Annotated in this window: 18 protein-coding genes and 1 riboswitch; of the genes, 8 read left to right on the top strand and 10 right to left on the bottom strand. The window is 39.7% G+C overall.

What is annotated here, in order from left to right; all coding sequences use genetic code 11:
* Window positions 1-34: 34 nt before the first annotated feature.
* The 6 genes from ABU914_RS02165 to ABU914_RS02190 form a co-directional block, all read right to left on the bottom strand.
* On the bottom strand, window positions 35-919 hold the full coding sequence (locus tag ABU914_RS02165) for an ABC transporter permease (RefSeq protein WP_379668119.1): 885 nt from the start codon (window positions 917-919) through the stop codon (window positions 35-37).
* Window positions 920-1,336: 417 nt separating this feature from the next.
* The gene (locus ABU914_RS02170; RefSeq protein WP_379668120.1) at window positions 1,337-1,696 is read right to left on the bottom strand and encodes a YuxH family protein; all 360 of its coding nucleotides are present in this window, start codon (window positions 1,694-1,696) and stop codon (window positions 1,337-1,339) included.
* 65 nt (window positions 1,697-1,761) lie between these two features.
* The gene (locus ABU914_RS02175; RefSeq protein ID WP_379668221.1) at window positions 1,762-2,397 is read right to left on the bottom strand and encodes an EAL and HDOD domain-containing protein; all 636 of its coding nucleotides are present in this window, start codon (window positions 2,395-2,397) and stop codon (window positions 1,762-1,764) included.
* Window positions 2,398-2,715: 318 nt separating this feature from the next.
* Window positions 2,716-3,801, bottom strand: coding sequence for a 5-methyltetrahydropteroyltriglutamate--homocysteine S-methyltransferase (locus ABU914_RS02180; protein WP_379668121.1), 1,086 nt, complete (start codon window positions 3,799-3,801; stop codon window positions 2,716-2,718).
* Window positions 3,802-3,885: 84 nt separating this feature from the next.
* A riboswitch (SAM riboswitch) is annotated at window positions 3,886-3,992 on the bottom strand.
* A 422-nt stretch (window positions 3,993-4,414) separates the two neighbouring features.
* Entirely contained in the window at window positions 4,415-5,299 is an 885-nt protein-coding gene (gene htpX, locus ABU914_RS02185) for a zinc metalloprotease HtpX (protein WP_379668122.1), read from the bottom strand.
* Between the two features lie 16 nt (window positions 5,300-5,315).
* Window positions 5,316-5,864, bottom strand: coding sequence for a LemA family protein (locus ABU914_RS02190; protein ID WP_379668123.1), 549 nt, complete (start codon window positions 5,862-5,864; stop codon window positions 5,316-5,318).
* Window positions 5,865-6,077: 213 nt separating this feature from the next.
* On the opposite strand from ABU914_RS02190, the gene ABU914_RS02195 reads away from it, so the two are divergent.
* The 8 genes from ABU914_RS02195 to ABU914_RS02230 all read left to right on the top strand — a co-directional run bounded on the left by ABU914_RS02195 (window position 6,078) and on the right by ABU914_RS02230 (window position 14,801).
* The gene (locus ABU914_RS02195; protein ID WP_379668124.1) at window positions 6,078-6,635 is read left to right on the top strand and encodes an O-acetyl-ADP-ribose deacetylase; all 558 of its coding nucleotides are present in this window, start codon (window positions 6,078-6,080) and stop codon (window positions 6,633-6,635) included.
* A gap of 878 nt (window positions 6,636-7,513) precedes the next feature.
* Window positions 7,514-8,914, top strand: coding sequence for an OmpA family protein (locus ABU914_RS02200; protein WP_379668125.1), 1,401 nt, complete (start codon window positions 7,514-7,516; stop codon window positions 8,912-8,914).
* Between the two features lie 19 nt (window positions 8,915-8,933).
* A complete protein-coding gene (locus ABU914_RS02205; RefSeq protein ID WP_379668126.1) occupies window positions 8,934-9,887 on the top strand; it encodes a hypothetical protein in 954 nt (317 codons plus the stop codon).
* Window positions 9,877-10,737, top strand: coding sequence for a hypothetical protein (locus ABU914_RS02210; RefSeq protein WP_379668127.1), 861 nt, complete (start codon window positions 9,877-9,879; stop codon window positions 10,735-10,737). Before ABU914_RS02205 ends, ABU914_RS02210 begins: the two co-directional genes overlap by 11 nt.
* A 133-nt stretch (window positions 10,738-10,870) precedes the next feature.
* Window positions 10,871-11,788: a tetratricopeptide repeat protein gene (locus tag ABU914_RS02215; protein ID WP_379668128.1), complete on the top strand. Its 918-nt coding sequence runs from the start codon at window positions 10,871-10,873 to the stop codon at window positions 11,786-11,788.
* A 157-nt stretch (window positions 11,789-11,945) separates the two neighbouring features.
* Window positions 11,946-12,866 (top strand): peptidase U32 family protein, encoded by a 921-nt coding sequence (locus ABU914_RS02220; protein WP_379668129.1) that lies wholly within the window; start codon window positions 11,946-11,948, stop codon window positions 12,864-12,866.
* A 22-nt stretch (window positions 12,867-12,888) separates the two neighbouring features.
* Window positions 12,889-14,121, top strand: a complete 1,233-nt coding sequence (locus ABU914_RS02225; protein WP_379668130.1) for a peptidase U32 family protein — start codon at window positions 12,889-12,891, stop codon at window positions 14,119-14,121.
* A 134-nt stretch (window positions 14,122-14,255) separates the two neighbouring features.
* Window positions 14,256-14,801: an NADPH-dependent FMN reductase gene (locus ABU914_RS02230; protein WP_379668131.1), complete on the top strand. Its 546-nt coding sequence runs from the start codon at window positions 14,256-14,258 to the stop codon at window positions 14,799-14,801.
* 80 nt (window positions 14,802-14,881) lie between these two features.
* Here ABU914_RS02230 and ABU914_RS02235 read toward each other — a convergent pair whose 3' ends face one another.
* From ABU914_RS02235 to ABU914_RS02250, 4 genes are read right to left on the bottom strand one after another with little or no spacing between them, the layout of a single operon-like run.
* Entirely contained in the window at window positions 14,882-16,528 is a 1,647-nt protein-coding gene (locus ABU914_RS02235) for a glycerol-3-phosphate dehydrogenase/oxidase (RefSeq protein WP_379668132.1), read from the bottom strand.
* A gap of 17 nt (window positions 16,529-16,545) precedes the next feature.
* Window positions 16,546-18,030, bottom strand: a complete 1,485-nt coding sequence (locus tag ABU914_RS02240; protein ID WP_379668133.1) for an FGGY family carbohydrate kinase — start codon at window positions 18,028-18,030, stop codon at window positions 16,546-16,548.
* Window positions 18,031-18,084: 54 nt separating this feature from the next.
* On the bottom strand, window positions 18,085-19,518 hold the full coding sequence (locus tag ABU914_RS02245) for an FAD-binding oxidoreductase (RefSeq protein WP_379668134.1): 1,434 nt from the start codon (window positions 19,516-19,518) through the stop codon (window positions 18,085-18,087).
* Window positions 19,519-19,524: 6 nt separating this feature from the next.
* Window positions 19,525-20,958, bottom strand: coding sequence for an aldehyde dehydrogenase (locus ABU914_RS02250; RefSeq protein WP_483880141.1), 1,434 nt, complete (start codon window positions 20,956-20,958; stop codon window positions 19,525-19,527).
* Between the last annotated feature and the right edge of the window lie 221 nt (window positions 20,959-21,179).

The raw sequence follows: 21,179 nt of genomic DNA on the forward strand, positions 1-21,179 counted from the left end.
TTGTAGTTCATGTAATCGACCGATAGTTCAATATTTAAGCTTTCCCTTTCCATGGCACAGCTTTTCTTTCTGCGATGCGGATCAACCAATCTAGGAAGATACCTGTTAAACCCATAATAATAATACCGACTAGCATAATATCACTTCGTAAAAACTTACTTGCATCAAGCACCATCCATCCGATCCCATTTACCGCTGCTACAACTTCAGAAGCAACAAGTGTCGTATAGGTAAATCCTGTTGCGGTACGCAAACCAGTAAAAATATTTGGTAAACACGAAGGGAAAATGACATAACGAAATTCTTGCCACTTGTTTGCGCCTAAACTTTGAGCGGAATAAATTTGGTCTTCATGTACACCTCGAACAGCTGACATCGCAGCAATGTACATTGGAGGAAATGCAGCCAAATATAACAGTACAATTTTAGATAGATCTCCGATGCCAAACCAAAGAATGAGTAAAACATAATAAGCTAGTGGTGGAATCGGACGATAAAATTCAACGAGTGGATCTAAAGCTGCTTGAACTTTTGATGAATATCCGCTCAGTAAGCCTAGTGGAATGGCCGTAGCTATTGCTAACAAAAATGCAAGAAGCATTCGGAACATACTATGTCCCCAGTGTTCCCAAAGCATATTTCCTTTGTAACCATGTGTAAGAAGGTCCGTAAAAGCTGCCCACGTTGACGCTGGAGAAGGAAATAAAGTGGGTGAGACGAGTTCCAATTTTGTAACGAGATACCAAAGTGACACAATAATAACGATGGAGAATCCCTTTATACTTGCTTCCATTCCTTTGGTCCATCGCTTTTTGGAAAGGGGGATCGTTCGGTTAATCGATTTAATTCCTTCCGAAGTTAGATGTGATGGTGAATTTTGCAAGTTTTTTTCTACATTTTTTGATATGTTATGATTCAAAACGTTTTCCACTCCCATTCCAATTGGGTCTTATTTTCGTTAATTCCAATCAATTATATTAAACATACCATAATTATAGGAATTGAAGTTAGTTTTTATAATATCACCATTTCCATTCCTTTTCAATACAAAAGGAATTGGGGTTTTTTACAATAAAAAAATTGAGAGGCTGTGGGGGTGGGTTTGATTCGTTTATTCCTAGAGAAGGATTTTTCAATCAAGAGTTAGAGGTGAAGGGGAGAAGGAGGTAACGTTGTTTTTTGTTTTATCTTGAATCGGTTCGTTCGAGACATTTAGAATACTTCCGCTAAGCTAGTTTATTTTCTTTCTTTTGATTATGAACAAGTGGTTTCATTATCGGCGGAAGCATTCACTATATTGCGCTAGACCGATGAAAAAATAAAGGTGCCTACTTCACTAAAGTTCAACGGACCATTTTAGAGATTTTCTATAAATGTGATAAACATCGCTTTCCTTAATATGGTGGGCTTTACTTTGTTCGCTAACCGTTGACCATTCTCCGTTTTTTACAGTGATGACTAAGTTTAGCACTTGTTTGTGGTGATTGTCGTTTCCTTTAAGTGCATGGCTTACTTCATCGGTAATCGGCAAGTCTTTTAATATTTTTTCCGTAGGAATGCCTAAAATGGAATCCATAAGTGAAAATAATCCTGTCATAAAATAACCGGTATCTGAAGATGTTTTGTTCTGAAGTTTACCGATTTCTTTGCACATTTTTGCTCTCACTAAACATGTGTGAATCACTTCGCTCGGCATATGTTTTTCACCTAAAAAATTTCTAAGTGCAAGGACATAGATCCATTTTTTAATTTCATTTCAGCCTAAATAAGTGATCGCTTGTATGATCGAGTGAATTTATATTTTGGGCGAAGTGCAGAAGAATTAATTAATTTTAGTAGTTGATAAGACAAGGAAAGGTCTCTTTCAATTAAGGCAATCGCCTGAATGTTAGGTTCTTTCTCAGATAACTTTTGGACAATGTTAAAATAGATATGAACATATGTTGGCACATCATAGGAGGAAAAAATGACAGGTTTTGAGAAAAAGTAGCTTTGGAAATAAACATATTCATACTTTTTTGCTTCTTCGAACTCGTTTCTTGTCTCCACTTTTTCTGCTAAAAGGTGTAGATGTTGTGACTTCGCTAGTTTTTCAATTTTTCTACGCATCTGTTGTGACGTGTTTTGAAAGTCTACTTTTAAAATGTTGACGTGCTTTAATAATTCGAGAATATACGGGTCACTTTCGTGAAAGACGAAGTCATCGAGTGCGAGTGTGTAACCGAGGCTGTTTAGCCTTTGACAGATGGTTATTAATTTTGGATTAGGGACGACATTTTCTAAAACTTCAATTACAATTTCCGACGGGTCAAAATAAGTTGGAAGATCAAACTCTAATAGTTTTTTGGTAAAATTAATAAAGCATGGTTTCCCTTGTGATATTTCAAAAATGCCAATGTTTAAAAAATTATAATAATAACATTAACCGTTGCTTTATCTTCATTCGTCACTGAGAATGCATTTGATTTACCGCTTCGATAAAGAAGCTCCATATGCTACGACATCTTCTATTTTGTTAAAAATGGGTTGGCGAGCGACGTATACTTCCATTCTGTTATCCTTTCAATCCTTTTTTTTCAAAACATTTCATAATTTCAATTCATTGTTTTATATATTCATCCATTAGTTGCATACCTAAAGTTTGTGTTTACAGAAAGATTAGCATAAAAAGTGAAGAAAAAGCAGGTGAGGAAATTCAACCTGCTTTTGTAAAAATTAGTTCCAAACTTCATTTGCAATGTCAACGATAAATTTGAGTTTGTTCCACTGTTCTTCTTCCGTTAAAATGTTGCCATGATGTGTCGAAGCAAAACCGCATTGAGGGCTTAAACATAGCTGTTCAAGCGGAACGTATTGGGATGCTTCTTTAATACGGGTCTTTATCGCTTCTTTGTTTTCAAGCTCGCCTCTTTTTGATGTAATGAGGCCTAGAACGACCTGTGCACCGCCGTCAGGAATATGCTTTAAAGGTCTGAAGTCACCCGAACGTTCATCATCGTATTCTAAGAAAAATCCATCGACTTGCTCTTTCGCAAACAATGTGTTGGCAATGAGACCATAGCTCGCTTCAAAAGCCCATGTAGAGCGATAGTTTCCGCGGCACAAGTGTGTTGTGACGTAAAGATCGTCTGGCTTTCCTTCTAAGACACCGTTCGTTACGCTAAGCGCTAAATCAATTAATTCTTGTCTTGAGTAGCCTTGTTCATAGAAGAAAAGATCAGGTGCACCGAGGCCTGCAATGTACACGTCATCAAGCTGCAAATAGCGGACACCTGCATTGTAAAAGGCGTGCAGTGCATCGCGGTACGTTTGAATAATATCATTTGCATAGTCTTCAACGTTCGTATAAATGTCTCGGTTGCGAATGCCGAGGTGGAATAATTGGTTTGGACTCGGGATCGTTTGTTTTGCAACTGCACGGCCTGCAACGATGTTATTAAATTCGATAAAGTTTTGAATGAAAGGGTGCTCCGAATTCCAAGAGATCTTTCCGATGTTTCGGATGTCGTAAGGTTCAGTTTCGACGTCTTTAAATTGGATACCTCTTTTAGGTACGTACCCTTCCATACCATTTAAATGTTCAAGGAAGTCGATATGCCAGAATGAACGTCTGAACTCTCCGTCTGTGACCGCTTCAAGTCCAATTTCAATCTGTTTATCAACGATGCGTGCAATTTCTTCTGTTTCGACGTTACGTAGCTCGTCCTTAGTGATTTGACCTTCTTTGACCGCTTTGCGTGCTTTGTGTAAGCGCTCAGGTCGGAGCAAACTCCCGACATGGTCTGCTTTAAATGGTGGCAATGTAAATTCCTTCTTTCTATAGATTTTGCAATCAAAAAACCCCTTCCTGAAAATGAAGAAGAGGTTTGAGCTTTCTTAATACTCTTCTTATCTCCAAGCGTGACGCTTCTGGAATTAGCACAGTACTGCACGACATGCAGTCTGTTGCTGAGGCTTCACAGGGCCAGTCCCTCCACCTCTCTTGATAAGAAACGGGGTATTTAATTGCTAGATTATACGTTACATGTTGATTTTCTAAAAGTCAATGGAAATGCCCAAACTCCAAAAATTGGTACCCAAATACTTTTCTGTTACTTGCAGTGGCTACCAACGATGGCTAAAAAATCAATACAAAGATGGCATGTCGTTATGAGAATGAATTGTCACGATTATAATTATTATTGTGCCTTGCTTTATTTTTCATTGTTGTATACCTGTCATTCTATTTTGGTGGAAGTGCTAAATTACTTCTATTCATTTGTGGTGAAAATCGATTTCTAAAATTAATGATTCATTAGGTCTATCAATTTATTTGTTTATAGGGTCATCGACATAGGCTATTTACTTAGAATGTTTAATATACGAGTCTTACAAAAAAATAGCTCCTTCACACTTTTGTATGATGGAGCTGATTTTACATATTTTCGAGTCGTTCGACTCGGCTTTCGATCGGTGGGTGGGTTGCGAACCAATTTGTTTTTTTCTTTGTCTTATTTCGAAAAGGGTTAGAAATGTACATAGCAGCAGATGCTTCTGTTGCTTTCTTTACATCAAGATCGCTATGACTTATTTTTATAAGTGCGTTTTTTAAACCAACTTTGTTTCTCGTTAGTTCCACTGCGGTTGCATCGGCCAAATATTCGCGGTTACGCGATACTGCAAAGTGGACAAACCGAGCTGCAAGCGGAGCTAAAATGACGAAAACAATCGCTAAAATAAGCAAGGCGGGGTGTGTACGCTGATTGCGGTTTCTTCCCCCACGGACATAAAACATACGCATTCCAATTTCTGCAATGAGCGCAACTACAGCGACTAATGCGATACAGACGGTCATCAGCCGAATATCGTAATTGCGAATGTGTGCAATTTCATGGGCGGCAACCCCTTCAAGTTCTTCACGGTTCAGCCGCTCAAGTAACCCTGTTGTGAATGCGACGACACCATTTTCAGGCTTCGTTCCCGTTGCGAATGCGTTCGGTGCAGGGTCGTTAACGATATAAATTTTTGGCATCGGGATACGGGCGGCTAGTGAAAGTTCTTCGACAATATTAAAAAGCATCGGGTTGTCTTCTTTTTGAATTTCTTTTGCACCAGACATTTTAAGCACTTGTGCATTGGCGCTCATGTAAGTAATTGGCAAGTAAATTGCCAGAATGATAAGCGCAATGATTGGTCCTGAAAAGTAATCTCCATTGAACAGATAGCCCACTGCCCACCCAATTACGAGAACAGTTACACTAAATAGCAACATTAGTAAAATAGTTTTACGCTTATTTTGTTCGATTTGCTTATAAAGCATCAATTATCCTCCCAAGTTAAAACGAAACACGTGGTGCTTCACGTTCTTCTTCAGGAATTGTAAGCTGTTCTTCTTTTTGGAATCCGAGCGTGCTAGCAATTAATACAGTTGGAAATGTTTCGCGTTTGATGTTGTAGTCAGCGACTGTTTTGTTGTAAAGCTGTCGTGAATAGGCGACTTTGTTTTCTGTAGTGGTCAGCTCTTCCTGAAGTTTTAAAAAGTTTTGATTCGCTTTTAAGTCTGGATATGCTTCAGACAAGGCAAAAATTGATTTTAAAGCTCCCTGGATCATGTTATCAGCTTCAATTCGTTCTTGAGGCGTTCCTTGTACGAGTTGATTCCTCGCTTGGATCACCTTTTCAAGCGTTTCCTGTTCATGTGCTGCATACCCTTTTACGGTTTCAACTAAGTTTGGAATCAAGTCGTAGCGGCGTTTCAGTTGCACATCAATTTGACTCCACGATTCTTTCACCCAGTTTCTTAATTTAACGAGTGAGTTGTATGAAGCGATGAAAAACCCAACAATGACTACAATAATTACAATAAAACCAATGAGTATGCCCATTGATTTTCAGCTCCCTTCTTAATATATATTTATTGCAAAGCACCTGGTTTAAGAATAGTTTACCATAGAAATTAAGCAAAAATAGCGAACTTATAACTACTAGGAAAGACTCATTTTCAATATTAAACGACAAAATTTGCAAGGTTTTTGAAAAAGGTGAAAGTTTTGTATGATAGAAAGAAGAATGATGCTATGTTACAAGAGGTGAAACGTATGGAAATTAAAGTAAATGGCAACACGTTGATGCTTGTTACTGATGATATTACGAAACAGGAGACCGAAGCAATTGTGAATGCGGCTAACGGAACGTTACTCGGTGGAGGTGGTGTCGATGGAGCGATTCATCGTGTTGCGGGACCTGAATTGCTCGTTGAGTGCAAAATAATCCGCCAAGAACAGTTGCAAGGAGAAGAGCTTCCAACTGGGGATGCCGTGATTACAAAAGGATATAAATTGCCAGCGCAATACATTATCCATACCGTTGGACCAGTTTGGCAAGGGGGAGGCTATAATGAAGAAGCATTACTAGCTAATTGTTATAAAAATAGCTTGCGACTTGCACAACAATATAAGTTAACGAGTATTGCATTTCCGTCGATTTCAACAGGCGTGTATCGGTTTCCGGTAGATCGTGCCTCACAAGTGGCTCTTACTACGCTCATGCAATTTTTACAGGTTACTCATTTTGGAAAAGTGGTTATGGTGTTATTTTCGGAAGAAGATTATAGTACGTATGCTCATACATTACAAAAAATGAGCGAGAGGCTATAACGATGAGCTATGTATTGGACGGGAAACTAGTTGTTGCTGTTGCATCGATTGGGGCGTTATTCATTGGTAGTGGCTTGCATAAATAATTCTCCAATTAATGAAGTAAGTTTTTCTACAAGCGTATGTTCGAGTAAAAATACGCTATCATTCTAAACAGTGTAGAGTTATTTAATAAAAAGCGGAAGAATTTTTGATCGAGACAGCTTGTCGGTTAGAAAGATGGGGTTCAAACCCTTTTATCATTTTTTGCTTTTTTTAACAAAAGCTTCGATCAATAGCTCATCTCGAGCTTTAAAATGCCGATAAATAAGAGCTGGTGAACCAAGCTTCATGATCAATATCATGCATACCGACTTTTGAAATTTGTTCTTTTCCGAATAGGTGAATAGTGGCTGTCATAATCAATTGCTTTCGACTTTTCCGTTCAGATTCCTTTAATTTTTGAAGCGTATGTTTTGTCCTCCAATCAAATGCCTCCTAAGGTTGTAAACTTTAAGGTTATTATTGAATAGGCGCCATCCATCGATTGTCAAGAATCGTCAAAACATTAATAACTTGTAAAGTTCTCTTTAAGTTAATCCCTTCTTTCGTATGATAGACAAATCTCCCTCTCGTCTCTTTCCGCATCTAAAGTAATTTATTATTGTTATTTAATGTAAAGTAATAGACCTTTTACATTGGTTCTTTCTCTCATTTTAACAAAAAGTAACGTTCTTTCATTCGTTATGCGGTAATCTATATAGCGAGACTTTATTTAATGATTTTCTCGCCAATTTTTAAAGAGACTTATCTGGTTAATAGTAACTGTAATCCGAAGGATGTACAGATATTTGACATGTGGGAAAAGAAATTAAATACAGGGATGGAGGTACGGTGCGGTGGGCGTGAATCGGAATGGCCTATTTCTTCTTTGCTTATTAATGAGTATGCTTCTGTTCGTCGCTTGTAACGACGAGAATAAGCAGGAAAAAGCAAATTCAGAACCTTCAAAGGAAACGGAAACACCGGTTGAAGAGGAAGAACGTGTTGAAACAGAAGAGGAACACGAACAAGAGAATGATGAAGGCGATAAACGTGCATTAGGTGATTATGATGTTTATCTTGGCGGAGAAATGATTGAAACCGAAGACAAAATTATAATTCATGGGGAAAGCAATCTTCTGCCTGGCTCACGCGTCATTGGAGAAGTGCTCGTAGAGGACGATACAGTGTTTGCACATACGTCTGAACTCGTACAAGAAGATGGAACGTTCCATATGGAAATTGATCATCACGATTATAAAGAAGAAACGAAAGTAGCAGTGCGCTTCCACTTTGATGGCAACCAAAAGGATGAAATTAAACGACATTACGGTGATCGGGGGCAAAAGCTGACAGGACCATACATTTATCAACATCAGCGTAAGGTTGGCGGTCGTTCTCCGAAAGATATATACCAACAAGCGAAAGCAGAAGTCACGTTCGTACCAGAGGAAGAGCTAGCGGTGCGACATTTTAAGGAACCAGATTGGTATGAGATCCCTGAAGATATCGGTGATCCACGCGTCTGGATTGAAATTGAAGAAATTAATAATGATCAAGAGTATTACTATTTGCACGGGCGTAGTAATTTGCTTGAAGGCAGTAAAATTAGAGGTAAATTTCATCTTAATCAGGATGAGACTCTTGTGATGCCTGATGGATCGTTTGATTTAAAAATTGAATATGAATATCAAGAAGATACACCATTCATTATCGAATTTAAACCGTTTGATTATCAGTGGAATACGATTGAAGAAGCGTATGGAAAAGATGGGCAAAAGCTCGTCGGCGATCTCGTAGTCGTCAATAAATATAATGATCGACAGTTTATTGAAAAGGAAGTTGAGCTAGAATCAACAGAAATTCAAGTACCTGATAATGTTGATTTAACGATAGACGGAACAGAAGTGACGATGAGTGTTCCTGATAATGTTTTATTTGACTTTGATAAATACGATTTAAAAGCGGATGCAAAAAAGACGTTAACGGAAATTAGCAAGACGCTTAAGCAATTTAAACAAGATGCTGAGATTGTCATTAACGGGCATACTGACAATGTTGGTGATTCCGACTATAATATGAAGCTTTCAGAGCAACGTGCAGAAGAAGTTAAAAAGTTTTTTACTGAGCAAGGTGATGTAAAAAATGCGACGTTTACGACTAAAGGATATGGTGATACGAAGCCGATCGCATCAAATGAAACTGAAGCAGGGCAAGCGAAAAACCGACGTGTCGAAATTGTTATTAATTTAAGATAAGAAAATGGGGGTATGCGAGTTGAAAAAGAAAACGATCACGCTGTTTATCGTACTGTTGAGTGCGTTCCTTTTAAGCGGGTGTGGAAGTTGGAATGAGAATGCAGGCAGTGATGCTGCGGAATCAGATGGAGAAAAAACGAAAGAGGAAAAAGCTGAAAGTGCGAACGGTGATCTTGGAAGCTATCACGTTGAATTGGGCGGAACGGTGACAGAGGAAGGCGGCGCTTTCATCATAGATGGAACAACGAATCTTTTACCAGGGTCGAGAGTCGTCGGCGAAGTTTGGGTTGAAGATAACGAGGAAGAGCCATTTGCAAATTCTACTGAGGTTGTCGCTAATGACGGGAGCTTTACGATGGAAATTGATCATCACAAATACGGAGAGGCAGAAATTGTCATTAAGTTTGATTTAAATGGTGTCCAAGAAGATGAAATTAAGCGTCATTACGGTGAACGTGGACAAAAGCTTGAAGGACCGTTTATTTACAAACATAAGGAATATGATGGAATTTTTAAAAAAGCGGAAGCTCGCATAGCCTATCATCCAGATGAAAAGAATGAGCTCGTCTTTAAAGCGCCAGAATGGAATAAGCTTCCGGACGATTATGGCGATCCGCGTGTCTGGATTGAAGTTGATGAAATTACAGAAGACGGAGAATTTTTCTATATAAGTGGCCGTAGCAATCTTCTTGAGGGAAGTAAGTTGGAAGTTGAATATAGGTATAATCGAGACGAAACGAAAGTATTACCTGACGGGTCATTTCATTTTAAATTTGATTATGAATACCTTGAGGATGAAGATCTTGTCATAACATTTGATCCATCTAATTTTCAATGGAATGAAATTGAGGAAGCGTACGGGAAAAATGGACAAAAGCTTGTCGGCGAGCTCGTTGAACAGAATAAATACAATACGGATAAACAGTTTATAGAAAAACGGATTCCGTGGGATGAGGAAGAAAATGAAGAATAAGCTTGTCATTGCTAGTTTGCTAAGTATAGTTGTTTTACTTGGTGCTTGCGGAAAGAAGCTTGGCGATGTCGAAGTTGAAATTGGCGGTAAAGTGATTGAAAAAGATGATAAAATTGTCGTTGAAGGTGAAAGCAATTTGCTTCCTGGTTCACGAGTAACGGGTAAAGTACTTGTTGACGATGGAGAAGAGGTTTTTACTGATACGACTGAAGTCGTCTCAGACAAAGGCAAGTTTCAAATGGAAATGGACCATCACAAGTACGGCGATGCGGAAGTTGTCATAACGTTCGATTTTTCAAGTTTACAAGATGAAGAGATTATTGAGCATTATGGTGAGCATGGTGAAAAATTAGAAGGTCCTTACGTTTATTTAGATGAACACTGGAATGAAGTGAAGAAAAGGGCGGAAGTCCGTGTTCAATTAACTCAAGACGCAGATACAGATACACACGAATTAACAGCACTTGAGTGGGAGGAAAAGCCTGAAGATTACAGCGATCCCCGCGTTTGGATTGAAGTTGATGAAATAACAGATGATAAAGAGTTTTTCTATATTAAAGGACGTTCAAATTTGCATGAAGGTAGCTATATTACAGGTAAATATTCGAGGACGTCAAAAAGGGATTCGACAAGAGTGAATCCTGACGGAACATTTGACTTGAAAATGGGTTACGAATATTCTGAAGAACCGTACTTCACATTTGAGTTTAATCCAGGCACGGGTCAACAATGGAGATTGATTCGTGATACGTATGGAGATAATGGAGAGAAACTTGTCGGGAAACATGTTGAAACTTCAGGAAGCACTCAATTCATTCAAGTCGAAGTCGATTATCAACATGACGATTAAAGAGGTTACGATTTTGGACTGTTAGGCTAGAACCTAGCAGTCTTTTTTTGGGGCTCTATATGCTATAATATTGCCAGTTCTGATAAAATTAACACGCTTTATGGATGTGTTTGCATGATTGGGGGGGGGGAAGATGGATATGCGGAAGTTTTATGTAGTCATTATTTTTGCAAGTCTATTATTCGTGATCGGCTGCTCCAATAAGGCTTACGAAGAAGTGATGCAACAAGGTTACGATGCAATTGAGAACGAAGAATATATAGAAGCTGAAGCATGTTTTAAACGAGCGTTAGATGAGAAAAAAGATGATAATAAAGCAATAACCCTACTCAAGCAGACACAATCATTTCAACTCGCTTTATTAAAGTTCAATAAAGGCAATCTTGAAGCTGCAAATGATGCAGTAGTAAAAGTGACTGAGATAGAAGACGGTTCTGAACGTTTAGTTGAAAGAGCGAGTGTTTTAAAAGAAGATATTGACAAATTTAAGGATAGTATCAAAATGTACGAAGAAACGTATCAAACCGCCAAAGACCAATTTGATAATGAAAAGTATCATGATACGATAAAAGTAATTGAAGAAGTGTTAAAACAAGATTTAAGCCATCCTGCTTTCACTGGCGTAAAGCACAAATTTGAGTCGCTGCTCAAAACAGCGAAAGAAAATGTAGAAGTGAAAGCTGTAGAACAGAAAGAACGTAAAGTAGCCAAAAAAGTAAAAAAAGAGCGGAAAAAATCAGAAGAAAAATTGAAAGAACAAGGGATTGGTGACGCGGAAGGATATTGGTTAAGCACAGATAAAAGTGAGGCTTGTCATATTACGAATACGTATTGGGCTTGTGCAGTTGCATTTTCAGACGTTATGTTTCATTATGAATTTACGAACATTGAGCACGTAAGTTCATCCGAAATAAAAGTAACGATGTCAGGCTATTCAACAACGCTTCAAATGAAAGGAAAAGATACGCTATCTTTCGAAGATGTTACGTATCATCGTGTATCTAAAAAACAAGCGAATGACATCTACGACGGGTATTATACTTTGCCATAAAAAGTTTGTAAATGTGTCGTTTAGCTAGTGATTACCTATAATGCTAGTAGATTGAGATAGCCTGTCTTTCACGTTGAATGGCAAATTTTACGTTGGTCTTGTCAACGAAAAGTTAGTACATTAAAAGGAAGAATGTTTTTTTAGGGGAGTTAAAAGAATGATTGAAATCATAGCAACTGCAGAATCGGTTAAACAAGCAACATCATTGCTTGCAGCAGGTGTCGATACAATTTATGCAGGTGAAGATACGTATGGACTCCGTATGCCAGCTTCTTTGGGAAAAGAAGAGATTGCCGAAATCGTAAAAATTGCACATGAGCAAAACAAGCGTGTAATCGTATCAGTTAATGCGATTATGCATAATGATCGAATAGCGAAGGTCGTGCAGTACTTAGAGTTTTTGCAATCGATTCGTGTCGATGCGATTACAGTTGGCGATACGGGTGTTATTCATCTATTAAGAAAAAATAAAATTGCGCTTCCTTATATTTATGATGCACAGACGATGGTGACGAGCGCAAACCAAATTAACTTTTGGGTTAAACGAGGAGCAACAGGTGCTGTCGTTGCGAGGGAACTAACGTTTGAAGAATTACGTGCGATTCAGCAACAAGTGTCCGTTCCGATTGAGGTGCAAGTGTATGGTGCGACGTGTATTTATCAATCGAAGCGTCCGCTCGTTAACAACTATTTTAATTTTACAGAGCAAACGAAATCACCGTCAAAAGAAGAAGGTTTATTTTTATCCGAATATAAAAATTCAGATACGCAATACTCTGTCTTTGAAGATGTAAATGGTACACACATTTTTGCAACGTATGACATTAACTTATTGAAGCATGTCGACGAGTTGATGCAAGCGAACTTGACTCGTTGGAAGTTGGACGGAATTTTTACGAAAGGTGAGCGGTTTGTCAAGATTGCGAGTCTTTTCGTCGAAGCAAAACGGGCGATTATTGAAGGGAAAGGGTCGCCGGAATTATATGAGAAGTTAAATGGTGAGTTACTGACATATCATCCTGAAAGTAGAATGTTGGATACTGGATTTTTCTTAAAAAGTCCAAGTGAAATTAACTAGTAGGAGTGGGGTAAAACGAATCATGAAAACAATGACGAAAAAACCAGAACTGTTAGCACCAGCTGGAACGCTTGAAAAGTTAAAAATGGCGATTCATTACGGTGCAGATGCCGTTTACATCGGTGGTACGCAGTATGGGCTGAGAAGTCGCGCTGGAAACTTTTCGATTGAAGAGATGCAAGAGGGGCTAGCGTTTGCGAAAGAGCATAACGCTAAAGTGTATGTTGCTGCAAATATCGTTGCTCATGAAAATGATACGGAAGGAGCAGGTGACTATTTTCGTACGTTGCGTGACATCGGGATTGATGCTGTTATCGTATCGGATCCGGCCCTTATTGAAATTTGTGCCATGGAAGCGCCTGGCTTACCGATCCATTTGTCAACGCAAGCGTCAGCGACAAACTATGAAGCTCTTAATTTCTGGAAAGAAGAAGGACTCGAGCGCGTCGTATTAGCTCGGGAAGTGAGTATGGATGAAATACGTGAAATTCGTCAAAATACCGATATTGAAATTGAAGCGTTTATTCACGGAGCGATGTGTATTTCATATTCAGGTCGTTGTGTGCTTTCAAATCATATGTCTCATAGGGATGCGAACCGAGGCGGCTGCTCACAATCGTGTCGTTGGAAATACGATTTGTTTGAAATGCCTGAGCTAAATGAACGCCAATCGTTATTGGCAGGAGAGCCTGTGGAGGCTTTTTCAATGAGTGCAGTTGACATGTCCATGATTAAACAAATTCCTGATTTTATTGAAAATGGGGTCGAAAGTTTGAAAATTGAAGGACGAATGAAGTCCATTCATTATGTATCAACGGTTTCAAATGTGTATCGTCAAGTGATTGATGCGTACTGTGAAGATCCTGAGAACTTTGTTTTCAAACAAGAGTGGGAAGATGAATTGTGGAAAGTGGCACAACGTGAATTAGCAACAGGCTTTTATTATGGGATTCCAGATGAAAACCAGCAATTATTCGGAAAACAACGTAAAATTCCTAGTTATATGTTTATCGGACAAGTGTTAGATTATGATGAAGAAACTCAAATCGCCACAATCCAGCAGAGAAATCATTTTAGTATTGGCGATGAAGTGGAATTTTACGGACCAGGCTTTACCCATTCGTATCAAACGATTGAAGAATTGTGGAATGAAGAAGGGACCCCGATTGAAAAAGCAAATCAAGCGATGATGATTGTAAAAACAAAAGTAAAGGCGCCTGTGAAACCGCTTGATCTCATGCGGAAGATGAAATAAGTAAGAATGGCGCTCTCACATCGACAGTCTCCCTTATGAGGGACTTTTACTGTTGCAATGATAGATTGCAGTCGGTTACATTCATTTTTTGGATAACATTACATTTGTAAACATTTTAGAAGGGAACCTATTTTATGAACATCATTGTGCTCGTTGGCAGTTTAAGACAGGAATCTTATAATATGCATTTGGCAAAAATGATGCAAAAACGATATAAATATAAGTTGAATTTAAAAATAGCGAATATTGGAGCTTTGCCACATTTTAATCAAGATGAAGAACATGCTCCTCCACAAGTTGTAAAAAAATTTAAACAGGACATTTTGGAAGCTGATGGGGTGATGATAATAACACCTGAGTATAACTGGTCCGTTCCGGGCGTGTTAAAAAATGCAATTGATTGGGCGTCTCGCGTCGATAAAGTTTTTAATAGCAAACCCGTCATGACGGTCGGTGTGACAATCGGAATGGCTGGTACCGTCCGGGCTCAGTTGCATTTGCGACAAATTTTATCAGCACCTGGCATTCAAGCGAATGTACTTGCACCAGGGGGACATGAAATTCTAATTCCATTTGCCGCTGAGAAATTTGACTCTTCTGGTGAATTAATTGATGAGGCGACGCTAAGTTTTTTAGATTCTATCGTCGATAAGTTTATCGATTTCATCTCAACTCATTGAGAATTGCTTGTAAACCGTCGTTTCTTGATCTACCAAAGGAGATTCAAGTGCTTGATTGAAAGAATCTGACTACAATAGAGTTAGTTTTTAATAATAGGAACTGAATGTGCACTGGCGATGTCAATGTAACGATCCACTTCATTTTGCCGCTTCGCATCATCCCAGCCGAGTAACGTGGTCATGATGTCAGCAACTGTGCCAATTGCAGAGAGACCATGGTTTTCACTAAACAAAAGCAAGGCGGAGCGGCGATCCATGAAGTCAGTAATCGTAAGTGCCATTTCTTGCTCAACTGCAAGTCGGACTTCGCCTTTAATTGCATGCACATCTTCAGCGAGCGGTTCAAGCCAAATTGGGTCTTCATCACCATAGTGAAGTAAATTGGTTATAAATGTTCCGTAAAGCCATGTGAGACGTTCGGCGGTTTTTTGTTTGATTCCTTTTTGCATTAGCTTGATTTGCATGTTCTTTTGAAAGGAATCGTAGTCTTGCTCGATGTGACCCCCAGGCAATATATCTTCTGCCGTTTTGTCATTGTTTCCTAGTTCGACTTGTAATTCTTTTGCAACTAGTTGCATAATTCGATTTGCCATTTGACGATACGTTGTAAGCTTTCCACCGGCAATCGAAAGTAATCCGTTTTTTATTTTCCAGACTTCATCATGACGTGATGTGTCTCTAGCTAATTTGCCTTCGTCAATGAGCGGGCGCAGACCAGCCCATGTGCCAATAATATCGTATTCGGTTATATTCGCATCTGGAAAGCACTGTTGAGCCATCGTTAAAAGTTCTTGAATTGCTTGTGAGTCGGCTGTTGGCTCATCGATTGCACCTTCGTGAGGGATATCAGTAGTACCGATATATACATAGTCTAAACGGCGAATCGCAAAGCCTTCTTTTCCCGATGGGGAGCGTAACGCAATGGCACCTTCGAGAGGGATGCGATCGGAACGGAAAAGCAAATGAATGCCTTTACTAAGTAGCATTCGTTTTGGTGGTGACAAATTTGAGCTTAGTAACGTTTCTACTGCCCACGGACCAGTTGTATTGACTGTCACTTTTGCATTTATGTTGTATTCTTTATGCGTAATTGAGTCTTGTACAGTTACTCCAGTGACACGGTCTTTATCGTATGTAAAATGAGTGACGGCTGCATAGTTTGCAATGTATGCCCCGTGTTTGGCCGCAGACTGTGCATTTGCTAATGTGAAGCGTGCATCGTCCGTAATGTATTCTCCATATACGATGCCACTTTTTAGTGGTTCGCGAAGCAAAGGTGCTATACTGCGAACTTCTTCTGCTTTTAATAGTTTGTGTTGATCGGATGGTTGCACTCCGGCTAATTTATCAAAAATGATGAAGCCTGTGCGGTATTTTGCCGTACTATTCCCTTTGTAAAGTGGTATGACGAAAGGAATCGGGTGAATTAAATGTGGGGCGATCGTTTGCAGTACTTTTCGTTCACGAGCAGATTCACGGACTAAATTGACTTCACCATTAGCAAGATAGCGAATACCGCCGTGTACAAGCTTTGAGGAGCGGCTCGATGTCCCGTAAGCGAAGTCAGCCTTTTCGACAAGTGCTACTTTTAATCCTCGGAGTACGGCGTCACGAGCAAGTCCACAGCCTGTGATTCCACCACCTATAATAAGTAGATCAACAGTTTCACTTTCCATATTTTTGAGTGCTTGCAGTCGCCCTTCTGGGCTAAACGGATGGACCGACATCAAATCATCTCTCCTTATTAAGAAATTTCCGTTTCCGTTAAGTGTATGCTTGTTACAGAGTTTATGAGTGTAGTCCATATGTCAAATTGTTTCTCGACATTTGTTCGGTTATCATCTGGCGTGAAAATTGCGCTTGTAGATTTCATCGCTTTAATCTCTTCGATACTTTTCCAGTAGTCGACAGCTAAACCTGCCATGTATGCTACACCTAGCGATGTCACTTGAACAGTGTTTGCTCGCTCAACAGGAATTCCAAGCACGTTTGCTTGCAATTGCAGGAAAAAGTCACTCTTTGCGATTCCGCCGTCAACACGGAGTGTATCAAATAGAGCAACAGGTGAATTTTCCTTAATAGTTTCAACAACTTGACGGGTACGGAATGCAATACCTTCGAGTATCGCTCGAGCGATATGTGCCTTTGTCGTTGATCGAGATAAACCGAGTAATGCACCAGATGCTTCCGGTTTTCGATATGGGGTGCCGAGTCCTTGGAGAGCAGGAATGAAAAAGACACCGCCACTATGTGGAACACTTTCAGCTAGTTTTACGCATTCTTCTGGAGAGTCGAAAAGACGAAGGTCATTTGCCCATTCGATTGCTGCTCCCCCAGTGATGACAGTGCCTTCCAAACAAAACGTGTCCACATTGTGCATACGCCATAGTGCTAAAGAATAACACCCCTTCTTAGCAAAAACCCACTGTTTTCCTGTGTTGACATTGACCATCACTGAAGTGCCGTACGTCGCTTTTCCATTGCCAGGCTCTGTCGCAAGATGCCCGAACATGGCTGCTTGCTGGTCGCCTGAAATCGCAGTAATCGGGACTTTACTATTCATTTCTGGGATTGCTGTAAATCCATAAATGGTGCTTGATGGTTTAATCGTTGCTAACTTATCTACAGGCATTTGGATCAGGCTTGCTAATTCAGGGCTCCATTTGCCTAAAACAGGGTTCCACATAGTTGTAACGACTGCATTTGAAACATCCGTTATAAATGCTTGCCCGCCGGTTAGTTTCCATACGAGCCAACTATCTAATGTTCCGATGAGCACATCACCAGTAACTACTCGTTCACGGCAGTTTGGTATGTTGTTTAGCAGCCATTCGTATTTTGTAAAAGCTGAGTTTGGATTTATGTCGATTCCGATGAGCTTCGTGAGTTCAGTGCATCGTTCAACAGTGCGCAAATCTTGCCACACGATTGCACGATGAATTGGTTTTCCTGTTGCTTGACTCCAAGCGACAGTCGTTCCGCGCTGTGTCGCAATTCCAATTGCGGCAATGTCATCTGATGTGATGTTTGCTTGTTTACATGTCGTTTTAATTAAATGAACGATCGTTTCATAGATTTCCATTGGATCGTGCTCGAGCCAGCCAGGTTGCGGTGTGAACTGTGTGATCTTTTGATAGGTATATGCAACTTGGGTGCTGTCATGGCGATAAAGAACGGTACGAATCCCTGTTGTTCCAGCATCAATCGCAAGGATGAACTTTTTTTGCATTGTTTTCCCTCCTCTTCGCAGTTTGTTTTAGGATTAAAATTAAGGCTTTTAAACTTACCTATCGACAAGTTTCTGTTCCTCCAACGGTAACAGTGTGCCTTTGTTCATAATGCCATTCGGATCTAGCGAGCGTTTTATTAATTCAAGTAGTGAATAAGAGCTTCCCAGTTCTGCGGGCATCCATTGTGCTCGTAATTTTCCAATTCCATGATGGTGACAGATTGAACCATCATTTGCGAGTGTCACTTCCATTACAATGTTCCAAATTGACCAATAGACTCGCTTCACTTCGTCTAAGTTTTGCAACGGTTTCGTCGCAAGAACGAAATAAATGTTCGTTCCTTGCATATACGCATGTGAAGCATGTCCTGAAATTGCAATTAATTCAGGTACCTCATTTCTCAGTCGTTTTGTCACTTGTTCATAAATGTTAGCAATATCCGACCACATCGCTGAAATTTCAATCGTATCAACGATCATTCCTCTGCTCGTTAATTTTTCTAAAGCTCCAACTTCATTTCGATGTTCAAACCATGCTTCAACAGGTCCAACACCTAACGGTCTTCCGCCATTCGCTTGAACGATTTTGTTGAGGGCATGGCCTTCGACTTGGGCATACCCCTCAGGTCCTTCAGAAATAAGTAATAAAATCGCTTCACCTTTGTTTAAATATTTTGTATATTTTTGTGATGTCTCGAATTCATCATGTAGACGAACGACCGCTGGTTTCCAGCCAGCTTGCATAAATTGTTGAATGCTTTCGAGCCCTTTTCGAACGCTTTCAAAAGCATATGCTTGGCTCCATCGATCAGCAGGTTTCGGGAAAACTTTTAGCGTCACTTCAGTAATGATGCCGAAAATGCCTTCGGCCCCTAAGAAAAGTTGGCGTAAGTCGGGTCCTGTTGAACGGCGTGGGTTATTTTTTATTCGGACGATGTCTCCGTTTGGCAAAACAGCTTCTAGTCCAATGAGTAAATCTTCTATGTTGCCGTATTTCGTACTAAATTGACCTGAACTACGTGTCGATATAAGTCCGCCAAGTTGTGCGAGCTCAATCGATTGTGGATAATGACCAGCGATAAAGTCTTGTTCATTGAGCCATTTTTCAAGTTGAGCCATAATAATCGCTGGTTGTGCAGTAACGGTTAAATTTTCTTTATTGAGATGGAGGATGTTGTTCATCTTTCCCATATTGATGACGACACTATGTCGCGTTGATTCAGCGGCGCCAGTCACACTTGAGCCTCCACCGTAAGGGACGACGTTTACTCCTTTTTTATTTAAAAAAGCGAGTGTTTTTGATACGTCTTCGGTCGTTTTCGGGTGAATGACGCAAAGTGGCATTTCTTGAATTGATCTAAACTTGCGTTCGACAAGACGAAACGGCCACGTATCACGTGCATATTTTGTTACGACGTCTTCTGCTTGACTTACTCTGTCTGCTCCGAGAATGTTCGTAAGTTCATGAATCATTGCTTGTTCATCCAATGGCCTTCATCCTTTTTCGTCATATTTTTCCTGCACTTGTTCGACTTTTTTACCACGTGTAAAAATGAGTCTGAGCAGTGATAAGCCATTTTTCATCGTTGGATAGCGAACGGGCAAATCGAAGCGATTTGTTTGCTTTAAAATACTTTTCTGATGTGAGAAAAGATCGAAGCTCGAGCGCCCATGGTATGCACCTATACCACTGTCTCCAACTCCGCCGAATGGCAAATGTGGGGTTGCGATATGATAAATCGTATCGTTGATACAACCACCTCCGAACGATACTGAGCGCAACACTTTATTTTGATTCGTTTTATTTTCGGAAAATAAATAAAGAGCAAGCGGTTTCGGTTTTTCTTTAACTTTTGCGATCGCTTCGTCTAGATTGGTATACGTGATGATCGGCAAAACAGGTCCGAATATTTCTTCTTGCATAACAGGACTGTCCCACGATACATCGTTAAGGAGGGTTGGTTCAATCGCTCGCGACGCTCTATCACTTTTTCCTCCTGTGACAATGTTTTCATTTTCGATTAGACGAACAATCCGGTCAAAATGACGATCGTTTACGATGTGGGGCCAATTTTCATTCGTAAGTGGGTCGTTCGTATACAATTTAGCAATGTTTGCTTTTAGCTTTGCAATGAGTGGTTCTTTAATATTTTCATGTACGAGCAAATAATCAGGTGCAATGCATGTCTGTCCAGCGTTTAAACACTTTCCCCAAGCAATTCGTTTTGCAGCAAGTCGAAGATTTGCGGTTTCATCTACGATGCATGGGCTTTTCCCACCGAGTTCTAGTGTGACCGGTGTTAAATGCTTGGCCGCTTGTTTCATCACGCTTCGTCCAATATGAGTGCTTCCAGTGAAAAAAATATAGTCAAACTTTTCTTCGAGAATCGTTCTGCTCGTTTCAGCGTCACCTTCAATGACAGTGACGTATTCTTTCAGAAATAAATCCGTTATCATTTCAGATAATACGCCTGATACTGTCGGAACGAGCTCGGAGGGTTTAATGATCGCACAGTTTCCAGCTGCAATCGCACCGATTAATGGACCGAACGTTAAGTACATTGGGTAGTTCCACGGAGATATAATGAGCACGACTCCGTATGGCTCTGAATATATACGGCTTTTAGCACCGAATAGTGTGATTGGTGTTGGAACACGTTGCGGACGAACCCATGAACGTAGTTTTCGTTTGACGTAACGAATTTCTTCTAAAATCATGCCAAATTCAGCTAAAAACGCTTCAAAAGCGGATTTGTTCAAGTCTTGTTTTAAAGCATCTAAAAGTTTTTGTTCATAGCGTAGCAGTCCGTTACTAAGTGTATCGAGCTGTTTTAAACGAAAGTTGACATCTTTCGTTTGTTCCGTTTCAAAAAAAAGACGTTGTGCAACGATTATTTGCTTGATATCGTGAGCGTTCATGCCATTCATCCTTTTTTTAATATTTCCATTAGTATTTATATTCGTGATTATATAGAAATATCCTGCTCCAAATATGTTATTGAAATAAAAAATGTTTAAATTTTAATAAATTTCAACATTAATAAATGGGGGGTTTTATGGCACAAGTAGAGTTGATGTTAAACAGAAAAGTTGGAAATGGAAGAAAAGCATCTTTGTCACTTTTGTAATCATTCCCATTTTAATCGTTG

Source organism: Pueribacillus sp. YX66 (genome assembly GCF_041725775.1).
Classification (GTDB): domain Bacteria; phylum Bacillota; class Bacilli; order Bacillales; family UBA6769; genus Pueribacillus.

Bases quoted from the DNA above. Each gene is read 5' to 3' on its own strand.
- ABU914_RS02220 (WP_379668129.1), top strand. From the start codon at position 11,946: ATGATTGAAATCATAGCAACTGCAGAATCGGTTAAACAAGCAACATCA.
- ABU914_RS02235 (WP_379668132.1), bottom strand. From the start codon at position 16,528: ATGTCGGTCCATCCGTTTAGCCCAGAAGGGCGACTGCAAGCACTCAAA.
- ABU914_RS02240 (WP_379668133.1), bottom strand. From the start codon at position 18,030: ATGCAAAAAAAGTTCATCCTTGCGATTGATGCTGGAACAACAGGGATT.
- ABU914_RS02225 (WP_379668130.1), top strand. From the start codon at position 12,889: ATGAAAACAATGACGAAAAAACCAGAACTGTTAGCACCAGCTGGAACG.
- ABU914_RS02230 (WP_379668131.1), top strand. From the start codon at position 14,256: ATGAACATCATTGTGCTCGTTGGCAGTTTAAGACAGGAATCTTATAAT.
- ABU914_RS02210 (WP_379668127.1), top strand. From the start codon at position 9,877: ATGAAGAATAAGCTTGTCATTGCTAGTTTGCTAAGTATAGTTGTTTTA.
- ABU914_RS02250 (WP_483880141.1), bottom strand. From the start codon at position 20,958: ATGAATGGCATGAACGCTCACGATATCAAGCAAATAATCGTTGCACAA.
- ABU914_RS02170 (WP_379668120.1), bottom strand. From the start codon at position 1,696: ATGCCGAGCGAAGTGATTCACACATGTTTAGTGAGAGCAAAAATGTGC.
- htpX (WP_379668122.1), bottom strand. From the start codon at position 5,299: ATGCTTTATAAGCAAATCGAACAAAATAAGCGTAAAACTATTTTACTA.
- ABU914_RS02215 (WP_379668128.1), top strand. From the start codon at position 10,871: ATGGATATGCGGAAGTTTTATGTAGTCATTATTTTTGCAAGTCTATTA.
- ABU914_RS02195 (WP_379668124.1), top strand. From the start codon at position 6,078: ATGGAAATTAAAGTAAATGGCAACACGTTGATGCTTGTTACTGATGAT.
- ABU914_RS02190 (WP_379668123.1), bottom strand. From the start codon at position 5,864: ATGGGCATACTCATTGGTTTTATTGTAATTATTGTAGTCATTGTTGGG.